We start from the raw sequence: 13,063 nt of genomic DNA, 5'->3' as shown, positions 1-13,063 counted from the left end.
TGTTTCAGACATGGATTAAAATAGGGATTCAAAATTGCCCAGTTCCACCTGTATTGATTTGGTTTGAGTGTAATGTTGTAGTGTGATCAGTCCATTTTCCCGGCCAACACCAGAATGTTTATACCCGCCGACAGGCATGGCGGCTGGAGATTCTCCCCAAGTATTGATCCAGCAGATCCCAGCTTCTAGTTGGTGGATCACGCGATGTGCGCGGGAGAGATCTTTCGTCACTAAACCTGCCCCCAGGCCATAATGAGTGTTATTGGCTCGGGCAATCACTTCATCTTCCGTTTCATAAGTCAGGATAGACATCACTGGCCCAAAGATTTCTTCCTGTGCAATCAACATATCATCGGTACAGTCACTGAATACTGTTGGTGCAATAAATGCCCCTTTCGCTAATTCACCTCCCAGCAGACGTTCACCACCACAAAGCAGGCGAGCATGGCTGTTTTTGCCGCTTTCGATATAGCGTAATACAGACTCCATGTGCGGGAAGCTCACCAAAGGTCCAAAATTCGTGTTGGGGTCGAGAGGTGAACCAATTCGAATGCGTTTAACACGCTCAAGAATTTTTGCTTCAAATTGTGAGAGTAGTGCCTTGGGTACAAAGACGCGTGTTCCGTTCGTGCAAACCTGACCTGAACTGAAAAAATTTGCCATCATGGCAATATCAGCAGCACGATTCAGATCTGCATCATCAAAAATGATCAGCGGCGATTTGCCACCCAATTCCATTGTGACTTCTTTTAGGGTTGAACCTGATGCATTTGCCATGACCTTTTTGCCTGTCACAATACCGCCGGTAAAAGACATCTTGGCAATTTTAGGGTGAACGGCCAGATAATGTCCCACTTCATGCCCCGTTCCTGTCAAGACATTGAAAACACCATCAGGCAGACCTGCCTCAGTATAGATTTCAGCTAACTTCAAAGCAGTGAGGGAAGTGACTTCACTTGGTTTGAAAATCATTGCATTACCGGCAGCCAGAGCTGGTGCTGACTTCCAGAGGGCTATTTGAATAGGGTAGTTCCATGCGCCAATGCCTGCTACAACACCCAATGGTTCACGGCGTGTATACACGAAAGAAGATTCACGTAGTGGAATTTGTTGGCCTTCAAGGGCTGGAATTAAACCAGCATAATATTCCAGTACATCAGCGCCAGTAACGATATCAACTTGCTGAGTTTCAGAAAGTGGTTTACCGGTATCCAGTGTTTCCAATTCAGCAAGCTCATCATTGCGTTCACGCAAGATATTTACTGCCTTGTGCAAGATCCGGGAACGTTCCACCGCAGTCATGGCTGCCCAGATTTTTTGCCCCTTGTGGGCACTTTCGACAGCCAGATCAACATCTTGTTCTGTTGCGGACTGAAATTGAGCAATAACCTCTCCCGTAGCTGGATTAATTGCATCAAAAATTGTGCTATCAGATCTGGTATTATCGAGCTTGGTGTTATTAAAACTGGTGCTATCAACATATGCACCGTGGATATAAAGTTTTTGTAATCCAAAATGGGTCATAGGTTCTCCTCAAGAGCCTGTCCACAGGTCATAAGCCATAAGCCAGAACTCAAGCTATATCGGATGTCCCGAGTTTCTGTTCGATGTAATCAATGGTAATTCTGAACGTCCCTTCAATGTCAAAGGGCTTGTTATTGAGTGCACTTCTCAGCCAAATGCCGTCGATTAATGCCGCAAGGCCTTGTGCAGCCAGCCGTGCTTCTGCTTTTGGCATGGCACGTTTAAATTCAACACAGATATTGGAATACAAACGGCGTTCATTGACCTGTTGTAACCGATACAAGTTTGGTTGGTGCATACTGCTGGCCCAGAATGCCAGCCAGGTTTTCATTGCCGCGCCGCTGATCTGACTGGGATCAAAATTCCCTTCGACAATGGCTTTCAACCTTTGAATGGGTGTTGCGTTGTCAAGCAGGCGTAATCGGCGTGCTACTGCCATTCCCAGTTGATGCAAGAGATAGCGCATGGTAGCTTCCAATAGTCCATTTTTATCCTTGAAATAGTGGCTGATGATTCCGTTGGAAACTCCCGCTTTTCGCGCTATTTGTGCAATAGTTGCTTCTTGCATCCCAACTTCATTCACAACGATTAACGTTGCATCAATGAGTTGTTGTTTTCTTATCGACTGCATTCCAATTTTTGGCATGATTTTATGCTCAGAAAATCAATCATTCAGTCTGTATTAAACTTTTTTTTAATTGAATGTTCAATCAAAATTAAATATGTTTTATTACAATAATTTTACAACAAGGGGCCAAATTTATTTAACATGTCTTAAATTTTATTTTTAATTCAAATGATTATATGAATTATTCTTTTCATGCATTTTAATTTCATTAATTTCAGGAACTGCCTATGAACACACAAGACAGTCCAAAAAACACTCAGAAGGATACTTTGAACTCTGTCGTTTTTTTCGCCTCGGCTGGACTGATTATCGTATTTTCTCTATTCACTATTTTTTTTACAGATGCAACAAGTAGTTGGATAAAAAACACACTGAATTGGGTCTCTAAAACTTTCGGTTGGTACTATTTACTGGCTGCGACGCTTTACATTGTGTTTGTTATTTTTGTTGCCGCCTCCCGCTTTGGCTCAATCAAATTGGGGCCGGAACAATCCAAGCCGGAATTCAGTCTGCTTAGCTGGGCGGCGATGCTGTTTGCCGCTGGGATAGGCATTGACTTAATGTTTTTCTCGGTGGCGGAGCCTGTGACGCAATATATGCAACCACCAATAGGTCAAGGAGAAACAATTGAAGCAGCCCGTCAGGCGATGGTGTGGACGTTGTTCCACTATGGCCTGACGGGCTGGTCTATGTACGCCTTGATGGGAATTGCTCTGGGATATTTTAGTTACCGTTATAATTTGCCTTTGACTATTCGTTCGGCACTTTATCCTATTTTTGGTAACCGCATTAAAGGCTGGATCGGTCATACGGTGGATATTGCGGCAGTAATAGGGACAATTTTTGGTATTGCAACGACTCTGGGAATTGGCGTTGTACAGTTAAATTATGGCCTGAACATACTTTTCGAATTACCGCAAGGATTAGGGGTTCAGGGGGGCTTGATACTATTGTCTGTGGTGATGGCAATTGTCTCTGTGACTTCCGGCGTAAACAAAGGCATTCGATTTTTGTCCGAATTGAATGTACTGCTGGCCTTTGGTCTGGTTTTGTTTCTTTTGTTTGTGGGTGATACTGAATTCCTGCTCAATGGATTAGTGCAGAACGTCGGGGATTATATCAGCCGTTTCATGGGAATGACGCTTAACAGTTTTGCATTTGAACGCCCGACTGAATGGATGAATAGCTGGACACTATTTTTCTGGGCGTGGTGGGTGGCTTGGTCGCCGTTTGTCGGATTGTTCTTGGCGCGGATTTCCCGTGGTAGAACCATTCGCCAGTTTGTTATGGGAACATTAGTCATTCCATTTGTTTTTACCCTGCTGTGGCTATCAATATTTGGTAACAGTGTGTTGTATGAAATTATTCATGGTAATCGCCAATTGGCTGAAACAGTGTTGCAGCATCCAGAACAAGGCTTTTATAGACTGCTGGCGCTTTATCCTGCATTTACGTTCAGCGCTTCTGTTGCCACAATTACGGGACTGCTGTTTTATGTCACATCGGCTGATTCTGGTTCATTAGTACTAGGAAATTTCACCTCTAACCTCAGTGATATTAATAATGATGCACCGAATTGGTTGCGCGTCTTCTGGTCTGTAGCAATCGGTGTATTAACATTAGGTATACTCATGACTGATGGTATTTCTGCTTTGCAAAATACCACGGTCATAATGGGTTTACCTTTCAGTTTTGTGATCTTCTTTATCATGGCGGGGCTGTATAAATCCTTGCGAGTGGAGGATTTCCGCAAGGCCAGTTCGTTGCACAATACTTCTCCTACGCTTGTACATGACAATGGTTCACTGAACTGGAAGCAGCGTCTAAGCCGCATGATGCATTTTCCAGGTACGAAAAACACTCAACGGATGCTGGATATGGTGTGTCGTCCAGCTATGTTGGAAGTCGCTAAAGAGTTGGTGGTGCGTGGTGCAAAAGTTCAGTTTAATGTGCTGCCCGCAAAAGATGATAGTCGGCTGAATCCACTAGAGCTGATTGTTGATTTAGGTGATGAACAGAATTTTGTCTATCAAATTTGGCCACAGAGTTATTCTGTACCCGGGTTTACCTATCGGGCGAGATCGGGCAAGTCTCATTATTACCGACTGGAAACTTTCCTGATGGAAGGGACGCAAGGTAATGATTTGATGGACTATACGAAAGAGCAAATCATTAGTGATATTCTTGATCACTATGAAAAACATTTGAACTTTATTCACTTGAACCGAGAAGCACCGGGGCAGACTTTGATTTTTCCCAGTTGAGAATAAATAAAAGATAGCAGAGGATAAAAATAAGTAATGAAAAGAAAAATCGCCTGTATTATACGAAGTTACAGGCGATTTTTTTACTAAAATAGAGAATTGATTTTATAATTCAATCTTTATTATTAATGTTTTTATCCATTTTTTGGATGATAAGCCTCAGGATAAATTTTACCATAATAACCCTCCAATTGAGATTCTGTCATTTTTGATATTTCTACATATTTTGGTGAAAATAGGACAAGGAATGACATTAATCCCATTAAGGCAGAAAAAATAAGTAATAAAGCTCTTATATCATAACTTTCTATCATGTAGGTTGCAGATATCATCCCCAATGGTATTGAGACTATACAAATAGCAAGGAATTTAGATTCCATTGTATTACGATGAGACTCAGGTGTTGCCAGGCATCGAATTGAGGTGGTATTTATATTGTAAATAATCAAACCTATTCCACTAATTAGCATATAGCTACATAATCCAATTAATGAGGTTGCTGTGGATATACCAGCTATGCAGACAGCGATCGTTAAGGCTGAAATAAAGGCACCATGGGCTTTACAGAAGAACTTATTCATATATTTAATAATGATGGCACTGCCAATCATCATCCCGATCCCAAACATTGCTTCAGCAATCCCCACCTGTAAAGCACTTAGCTTAAACTCATTTATAATAATAAGTGGCGTAATATAGGTTACTAATGGAACTACAGTGAAATTAAAAAAGGAAGAAACAATAACTAAACTTGCTTCTGTAGGATTTTTAGTGATTATTTTAATACTTCCTATATTGCTTTTATGTTGTTGCGATGATTTTTCTGTTTGCTGATTATTTATAAAGTAAAATCCAATAATTGATGAAATTGCCATTAAAGAGATAAAGATTAAAGCTCCGTCAATGTTTAAATAATGGATGACAATGCCCGAAATGGCAGGGCCAAGGATAATGTTAACTGAATTGACAATTCCTCTGTATTTAAATGCAGATTCTAATTTATTTTTATTGCTGATTTCTGGAAGAATACTTGTACCGATAGGTTGGATGAGTATGGCTGAGATAGAAGCGAAAATATATATGATCCCTAATGGAATATAGAGGTTTTTATCTATGACACTAGCGAGAATAAAAAGTAATGAAGTTGGGACTATGCAACATAATACAATACTTTTCTTATTGAATCTGTCTCCAAGGTTACTCATGAAGACTAGAAATAATACTTGTAAAAACCATGATGAAAAAATAAACCATCCAAGTTGAAAATCCAGATTTAGCACTTCAATCATCCACCATGAAAACAACATGCCAAATGCTCTTGTAGAGGACGTGAACAAAATATCAGATATTTGATATAAAAAAAATGAAATATTATTTTTCATTACTACCCTTATATTTATTAATAACCGTGTTTATTGATAAATTTCGGTAATGGTATATATGAAATGTATTTATGTCACTGCTATATTGAAACTGTTGTGGTACGATAATTTTGGTCACTGTTACAGGGTGAGATGATTTAATGCGGTAATAACTACAATAAATCTCAGTTTTTTCGTCCATTCCGAGATAATCCTACGTGCTACCCTGATGTATACATTCATCACGAGCTCTCGCTATCATGTTCATTCATAAAATCATCACGCCGATGTTTATTAAACGCTTTCAGTGTGTCGGTTCTGATTGTATTTCACATTGCTGCCAGGATTGGTTCATCAGTGTGGATAAAAAAACATATAAAAAATATCACCATGCCGACAGCATCGAAATCAAACAAATCGCACAGGCATATGTACTGAAATCGGAGAAAAAAGGAAACTATGCCTATATCCGTTTAAATGAGCAAAAAGCCTGCCCGTTTCTGACAGAAGAGCGGCTATGCAATATTTATTGCAAGCTCGGTTCTTCGGCGATGAGTGATACATGTCGGGAGTATCCGCGTAGTGAAGTTGAGTACAGTAATGTAACATTCAAATGTCTCTCCTTATCTTGTCCTGAAGTTATCCGGCAACTTCTTTTTTCAGCGGATGCGATGCAACTGATAGAAGAAGACCATTACCTGACGAAAGCACCGAAAAAATCGGATTTGACCGATCCTCAATACCTTGTTTACCTTTGGTGTCTAAATCTCATTCAAGCGTCGTCACCGCAATTTGATGATAATCTTTATGCCGCCATGCAATTGCTGATTTTTCTGAATAAAGTCAATTTTGAGATAGAAGCAAATTTCGATCGAATTCAGGAGATATTCGAATTTTTACTGGCTGCTTTACAGAATGGTGAACTAACAGAAAAGCGGCGTAAGCTACCGCATCCGGTGGCATTTCAGACCGCAGTATTAGGCGTATACGGTAAATTTATTTATGAGCTATCACGTGGCAGTGACTTCTTGTTATCCACGTATGTGAATACGCTTAATCAACTGGGATTGGATGAAAACCAAACGCAGAAACGAACGGAAAACAATATGGCTCGGTTACGGGAGACATGGCATTTGCTGACACAGGACTCCTGTATGAAGGAACCGAGTGTGTTACGTAATCTATTTTCTTATCTGCTTTATCACAGCCAGTTCCCGCATATTTCAAATTTTAATGGGGATGCGAAAGGGCAACGTAATGCCTTGACGCACTTTAGTTTATTGGTGATGGATTATTTCTATCTACGCACCAATTTATCGGCGCTCGCAGTTGTGGAAAAACGGGTGGTGACGGAAAAAGACGTTCAGTTGATGTTCAGTGCTTATTTTTCCATGAAAATGCATATCCTTGGCATCAATGATGATTTATTGACGTTGATGGAACAGTATCAGATGAGCGATGCATTGGCATGTATTTGTTTATTAGATAATTGATAGGCGTTGGATGGCTAAAGTTATATGGCACTGTTGTAAAGCTCCGGTAGTTGATACGCTCAGTTGAGTCATCTTGTCCGAGGAACAACATCATAAACCCATTCAGAGGCCGTCATTCACTGGTATCATCATTTTATGGGTCGTCCGCTGGTACTGCAAATATGGCATTAGCTATCGTAAGCTTCAGGAAATGTTGGCCGAACGCAGCGTTAACGTCGATCACACCATGATTTACCGCTGGGTTCAACATTATGCACCTGAAATAGAGAAGCGTTTGCTCTGGTACTGGCGCAATCCTTCCGACCTTTGTTCATGGTATATTGACGAAACGTACACGAAAGTCGTCAATGGCTGATGGGCTTATCTGTATCGTGCATTGGGTAGCAGGGGCTATGCAATTGATTTTTATCTCTCCCCACGCCGTAACACTAAATCTGCATGCCACTTTCTCGGGAAAATTTTAAACAACGTGAAGCTGTGGCAGATCCCACGATTCATCTTTTTAATGTCACGTTCCGAGAAAAAGTGAAAGAACTTGTTTGCCGATTAAATGATAATTTTCAAATCCTGAAGCCTGCATCTTCAAGTTAAGTGGGTATACAAAACTATATTTGTATTCCAAGAAATTAACTCGTTGAAGTTTTGCTGAAAAATTAGCTAGAGTTTCATAATTCATTTATGTATATATATACAGTTCCTTGTGTTTATATAGTGCTTTGGCATGGGAGATCAGATGCGAAAAATTATTCATATTGATATGGACTGCTTTTTTGCTGCCATTGAAATGCGAAATAATCCATCACTCTGCAATATTCCTATTGCAGTAGGAGGGAGTGCTGATCGAAGGGGGGTAATTAGTACGGCAAATTATCTCGCCCGTCGTTTTGGAGTACATAGTGCGATGTCCACAGCCATGGCATTAAAACTTTGCCCTCAATTGAAAGTGATTCCCGGTAGAATGGCGCTTTATAAAGAAGTCTCTCAACATATCCGGCAAATTTTTTCCCGTTACACTGAGTTGATTGAGCCTCTCTCCTTGGATGAAGCCTATCTGGATGTGACGGATTGCCATTATTGTCACGGTTCTGCCACTTTGATTGCTCAAGAAATTCGTCAGGTAATTTTTGATGAATTGCAGTTAACGGCTTCTGCCGGTGTGGCGCCAGTCAGGTTTTTAGCCAAGATAGCCTCTGATATCAATAAACCCAATGGGCAATATGTTATCTCCCCTGAGCAGGTAGAGACTTTTGTTAAGTTACTGCCATTATGCAAAATTCCCGGCGTTGGAAAAGTTACGGCTAAGCGTTTGTCAGACATGGGGTTGGAAACCTGCTTTGATGTTCAACATTACGATAAGCTGGCATTAATAAAAAATTTAGGTAAGTTTGGTTTATCACTTTGGGAACGCTGCCACGGCATTGATGAGCGGCTGATTACGCCAGAACGTTTGCGCAAATCTGTTGGGGTGGAAAAAACGTTGGCTCAGGATATTCATGAATGGCATGAATGCGTTGAACTGATTGAAAAACTTTATCCTGAGTTGGAAAAACGGTTGGAGAAAGTAAAATCCAATCTCCGTATTGCCCGTCAAGGTATCAAATTAAAGTTTGACGATTTTCAATTGACGACACAGGAACACGTCCATCCTGTGTTGGATAAACTCGATCTGATTCAGGTAGCAAAACAAGCTTGGGAAACACGCAGGGAAGGGCGAGGAGTCAGGTTGGTTGGGCTACATGTGACATTACAAAATCCACAACTGGAACGCCAGCTCTTATTGGAGTGGTAAAGTAAAGTGTAAATGAAATCTCTCCCGCAAGCAGATGGCAGGGGAGAGACAATATAGGCTTATTCTTTAGCCGGGATAGCTTTTAGAATTGCAGTGAGTAACTGCCAATATTGACCAACACTTTTAATGTGAACTTTTTCATCAGGGGAATGAGCACCTCGAATGGTTGGGCCGATAGAAACCATGTCCATATCAGGATACGGTTTTTTGAATAGACCACATTCCAAACCTGCGTGGATCACCATGATATTCGGAGTTTTATCGAATAATTGATGATAAGTCTCGCGAACTAAATGCATGATTGGAGAATTGGCATCAGGCTGCCAGCCCGGATAGCTGCCACTCGCTACTGTTTCTGCTCCGGACAGTGTTGCCAGAGAATTCAGTATTTCAACAACATAAACTTTACCGCTTTCGATCAGTGAACGAATCAGGCAAATAACTTCAACTTTTTCTTCATCCATTATTACAACGCCTACGTTCAGCGAAGTTTCTACAACACCTTTGGCGACATCACTCATGCGAATAACGCCATTAGGCATACTATTTAGCATGGATACGAAAAGAGTCTGACAATCCGCTGTTAGTGCTTGTGATGATGCTTCGGTTTCATCCAACAAGAGAGTGAGATTGTTTTCAACGACAGCATATTCGTTTTTCAATGTTTCCAGATAGTTGTCTTTCAATTGATATAATTTTTCGACTTTATCGGCAGGAACAGCAATCACGGTAGAACCTTCACGAGGAATGGCATTGCGCAGGGTTCCACCTTGCAGGTGAATTAATTTCAGTTCCAATTCATCGACATGCGCGGCTAGGAAACGGGCCAGTAATTTGTTGGCATTACCTAATCCCAGATGAATATCACCACCAGAGTGACCACCTTTTAATCCCTTAATAGTCAGTTGCAGAGTCTTATAATTATCTGGCAGAGTTTCGCGGGACAGTTGCAAGGTTGTGACAAAATCAATACCACCAGCACAACCCATGTAGATTTCGCCTTCTTCTTCTGAATCAGTATTGATCAGAATATCGGCTTGCAACCAGCCAGATTTCAGACCGAATGCACCATCCATACCTGCTTCTTCGGTCATGGTCAGTAAAACTTCCAATGGACCGTGTTTGATGGATTCGTCAGCTAATACTGCCAGCGCTGAAGCCATGCCGATACCATTATCAGCTCCCAGAGTTGTACCATCAGCCGTAACCCACTCACCATCAATATAAGGGCGGATAGGGTCTTGTGTGAAATCGTGTTGGGTATCGTTATTTTTTTGCGGAACCATATCTAGGTGCGCTTGAAGTACGACCGTCTTGCGATTTTCCATACCTTTTGAAGCGGGCTTTCTGATCAAAATATTGCCGACTTCATCCCGTTCTACATGGAAATTTTTGCTTTTTGCCCACTCAATGATATGGGATGCCAGCGCTTCTTCATGGTAGGAAGGATGAGGAATGGAACAGATTTGGGCAAAAATATCCCATAATAGTTGAGGGGATAATGTTGATAATTCGGACACGGCGAATCTCCTGTAACTACATTTTGGTGAGATAAAAATGGTAATGTTTGACACATTAGGGCGCTTATTGTTATCTGCGTTGTCCTAATGTCCATGTTATGCCTGAGAATATCATTTTATTGCTTTCAATGTGCTGTGAGAATGAGGGCTTACCTTGTTTTTACTGGTTTTTGTCTGTTCAAATCACTATAATCTCGCGCAACCTTTTTTCCGCAAAAAAAAACACTTTTCTGAAATATTCTTTAGTTTCCAGGATCAAATTTTATGAGTGAAAAATATGTTGTAACGTGGGATATGTTGCAAATACATGCCCGTCAATTGGCACAGCGTTTACTTCCTGTAGAGCAATGGAAAGGTATTATTGCCGTCAGCCGTGGCGGTCTTGTGCCGGGGGCGTTACTGGCTCGTGAATTAGGAATTCGCCATGTTGATACTGTCTGCATTTCCAGCTATGACCACGATAATCAGCGCGAGTTGAATATATTGAAAAAAGCGGAAGGTGACGGTGAAGGTTTCATCATTGTTGATGATCTGGTTGACACTGGAGGCACTGCTCAGGCAATCCGTGAAATGTATCCGAAAGCCCACTTTGTAACGATTTTTGCAAAGCCCGCCGGTCGTCCTCTTGTAGATGATTATGTCGTTGATATTCCCCAAAATACATGGATTGAACAGCCATGGGATATGGGAGTAATGTTCGTTCCACCTATTTGTGATAAGCAGTAAGATTCTTCTTTTGTTATGACTAAACAAAACCTTTCAGAATCGTTGTTTAAGCCTCGATTTAAACATCGTGAGACCTCTACACTGGTGAAATATACTCGCCTACAGTCTATCACTGGCGGTAATAGTATGCTTGGTGGGGAGCGCCGCGAGTGTTGGTATCGAATGATTAATTGGCTCGCTTGGATCTGGAGGGGAGTAAATCCGCTGGAAATTCAAGACGTCCTTAGTCGGATTGCCGTGACGGATGCCGAGCGCAGTACTGAATATTTGTTGGATACTGTGATCGGCTATCGTAAAGGAAACTGGGCATTTGAGTGGTCTCAGAAGGCAATGTATTGTCAACAGGAAGCATTGCAGACTGAGGATGCAGAAAAAGCCGGTGTATGTTGGTTAAAGGCCGCAACGTTATACAGTATTGCCGCTTATCCTCATTTACGCGGTGATGAATTGGCCGATCAGGCAACTGCGCTGGCGAATAAATCCTATGAAAACGCAGCGCATTTTTCTGGGCATAAATTGCAAAAATTGGAATTCCGGCTGGAAGAGGGCAAAAGTGTTACTGGATTATTGCACCTTCCTTCTCATATACAGGAACCTTGTCCGACGATATTAGTTTGTGCCAGCCTTGATAATGTACAGAGTGATTGTTGGCGGTTATTCCGGGAACACTTTTCGCCTCTTGGATTTGCAATGTTAACGGTAGATATGCCTTCCGTTGGTTACTCCGCTAAATTCACATTGACGCAAGATACTTGCGCACTTCATCAACAAATTCTGCAACAATTGCATAGCGTGCCATGGATTGATCATACCCGTATCGGTGTATTTGGTTTTCGTTTTGGTGCGAATATCGCTGTTCGCCTTGCCTATCTGGAACCGAAACTTATTAAAGCAGTATCGGTGATAGGCCCGATTGTTCATGAATTACTGCATGATGAAAAATTACAGCAGAAAATTCCGTCAATGTATATTGACGTATTGGCCAGTCGCTTGGGTATTTATCACGTTGATGAAGAAAGATTACGTTCAGAACTGAGTTGCTTTTCATTAAAAAACCAAGGGCTGTTGGGGCGTCGTTGTACTGTGCCCATGCTTTCGGTGTATTGGGAAGGTGATATTTTTAGCCCAAGGAAAGACTCGAAGCTAATTGCCATGTCATCAATGGATGGTTCATTGCGGGCTATTCCTGCTACATCAGTTTATAGTGGTTTCAATAAGGCATTACACGAAATAAGTGTATGGTTGAAAGATAAAGTTTTATAAAACTAAATTTATTACTTGATATTTTTTAATCATTTGATACAAAGGTGCTCTGTAATAAGGAGACCTTTGTATGACTTTATCTGCAAGTTATTCTAAAAATAGGTTGTTGAAGAGTTTTTCTGCATTAGGGCCGTATTTACGTGAATTAAAGTGCAAAAATGGTTATTTTTTCTTTGACTGTTTAGCGGTTTGTGTCAGTGCAAAAGCGGTGCCAGAAAAACGTGAATTTTGGGGGTGGTGGTTAGAGTTAGAAGAGCAAGGTCAAGGTTTTGTTTATAACTATCAGATAGGATTATTTGATAAAAATGGTGAATGGCATGCCATGAATATCAAAAAAAAGGCCGATCTTGAGCACCTTGAATCAACTTTGCAGGCATTCCACAAACGTTTGGTCGATTCTTTTGATACTCTCAAGCTTACGTTGATCCCATCAGAGAGTACCGTCACTCTTCAAACACAAGTTATGGCATGATTCTGCTTTTAACCTACTTTTTT

10 protein-coding genes and 1 pseudogene are annotated in these 13,063 nt (G+C 41.1%); 7 read left to right on the top strand and 4 right to left on the bottom strand.

The genetic code is table 11. The features are described 5' to 3' along the window. Positions 1-15 precede the first annotated feature (15 nt). Positions 16-1,524: a betaine-aldehyde dehydrogenase gene (gene betB / locus PSI23_RS03985; RefSeq protein WP_273553859.1), complete on the bottom strand. Its 1,509-nt coding sequence runs from the start codon at positions 1,522-1,524 to the stop codon at positions 16-18. Positions 1,525-1,573: 49 nt separating this feature from the next. Further along, a complete protein-coding gene (betI, locus tag PSI23_RS03980; RefSeq protein ID WP_273553858.1) occupies positions 1,574-2,170 on the bottom strand; it encodes a transcriptional regulator BetI in 597 nt (198 codons plus the stop codon). Between the two features lie 209 nt (positions 2,171-2,379). Here betI and PSI23_RS03975 point away from each other — a divergent pair, with 209 nt between their 5' ends. Continuing rightward, complete coding sequence (locus PSI23_RS03975) at positions 2,380-4,416, top strand: choline transporter (protein ID WP_273553857.1); 2,037 nt, start codon at positions 2,380-2,382, stop codon at positions 4,414-4,416. Positions 4,417-4,550: 134 nt separating this feature from the next. Here PSI23_RS03975 and PSI23_RS03970 read toward each other — a convergent pair whose 3' ends face one another. Continuing rightward, a complete protein-coding gene (locus PSI23_RS03970; RefSeq protein WP_273553856.1) occupies positions 4,551-5,798 on the bottom strand; it encodes an MFS transporter in 1,248 nt (415 codons plus the stop codon). Between the two features lie 239 nt (positions 5,799-6,037). Between PSI23_RS03970 and fliB the strand changes: the two genes are divergently transcribed. From fliB to dinB, 3 genes and pseudogenes are all read left to right on the top strand, one after another. Beyond that, positions 6,038-7,270: a flagellin lysine-N-methylase gene (fliB, locus tag PSI23_RS03965; RefSeq protein ID WP_306309508.1), complete on the top strand. Its 1,233-nt coding sequence runs from the start codon at positions 6,038-6,040 to the stop codon at positions 7,268-7,270. A gap of 92 nt (positions 7,271-7,362) precedes the next feature. Further along, positions 7,363-7,769, top strand: a pseudogene (locus PSI23_RS03960) (IS6 family transposase); the annotation flags it as partial. Between the two features lie 234 nt (positions 7,770-8,003). After that, entirely contained in the window at positions 8,004-9,059 is a 1,056-nt protein-coding gene (dinB, locus tag PSI23_RS03955) for a DNA polymerase IV (RefSeq protein ID WP_273553855.1), read from the top strand. A gap of 59 nt (positions 9,060-9,118) precedes the next feature. On the opposite strand, the gene pepD is transcribed toward dinB, so the two are convergent. Then, positions 9,119-10,579, bottom strand: a complete 1,461-nt coding sequence (gene pepD / locus PSI23_RS03950; protein ID WP_273553854.1) for a beta-Ala-His dipeptidase — start codon at positions 10,577-10,579, stop codon at positions 9,119-9,121. A 264-nt stretch (positions 10,580-10,843) separates the two neighbouring features. Between pepD and gpt the strand changes: the two genes are divergently transcribed. The 3 genes from gpt (at position 10,844) to crl (ending at position 13,040) form a co-directional block, all read left to right on the top strand. Then, on the top strand, positions 10,844-11,305 hold the full coding sequence (gpt, locus tag PSI23_RS03945) for a xanthine phosphoribosyltransferase (protein ID WP_092518735.1): 462 nt from the start codon (positions 10,844-10,846) through the stop codon (positions 11,303-11,305). A 15-nt stretch (positions 11,306-11,320) separates the two neighbouring features. Beyond that, positions 11,321-12,568, top strand: coding sequence for an esterase FrsA (gene frsA / locus PSI23_RS03940; RefSeq protein ID WP_273553853.1), 1,248 nt, complete (start codon positions 11,321-11,323; stop codon positions 12,566-12,568). A gap of 70 nt (positions 12,569-12,638) precedes the next feature. Beyond that, entirely contained in the window at positions 12,639-13,040 is a 402-nt protein-coding gene (gene crl / locus PSI23_RS03935) for a sigma factor-binding protein Crl (RefSeq protein ID WP_273553852.1), read from the top strand. The last annotated feature ends 23 nt before the right edge of the window (positions 13,041-13,063 follow it).

It is taken from the genome of Xenorhabdus yunnanensis, assembly GCF_028598805.1.
Lineage (GTDB): Bacteria > Pseudomonadota > Gammaproteobacteria > Enterobacterales > Enterobacteriaceae > Xenorhabdus > Xenorhabdus yunnanensis.
Note: the sequence above shows the minus strand (reverse complement) of the source record. Positions and strands in the feature narration are given on the sequence as shown.

Bases quoted from the DNA above. Each gene is read 5' to 3' on its own strand.
- dinB (WP_273553855.1), top strand. From the start codon at position 8,004: ATGCGAAAAATTATTCATATTGATATGGACTGCTTTTTTGCTGCCATT.
- betI (WP_273553858.1), bottom strand. From the start codon at position 2,170: ATGCCAAAAATTGGAATGCAGTCGATAAGAAAACAACAACTCATTGAT.
- crl (WP_273553852.1), top strand. From the start codon at position 12,639: ATGACTTTATCTGCAAGTTATTCTAAAAATAGGTTGTTGAAGAGTTTT.
- fliB (WP_306309508.1), top strand. From the start codon at position 6,038: ATGTTCATTCATAAAATCATCACGCCGATGTTTATTAAACGCTTTCAG.
- betB (WP_273553859.1), bottom strand. From the start codon at position 1,524: ATGACCCATTTTGGATTACAAAAACTTTATATCCACGGTGCATATGTT.
- frsA (WP_273553853.1), top strand. From the start codon at position 11,321: ATGACTAAACAAAACCTTTCAGAATCGTTGTTTAAGCCTCGATTTAAA.
- gpt (WP_092518735.1), top strand. From the start codon at position 10,844: ATGAGTGAAAAATATGTTGTAACGTGGGATATGTTGCAAATACATGCC.
- PSI23_RS03975 (WP_273553857.1), top strand. From the start codon at position 2,380: ATGAACACACAAGACAGTCCAAAAAACACTCAGAAGGATACTTTGAAC.
- PSI23_RS03970 (WP_273553856.1), bottom strand. From the start codon at position 5,798: ATGAAAAATAATATTTCATTTTTTTTATATCAAATATCTGATATTTTG.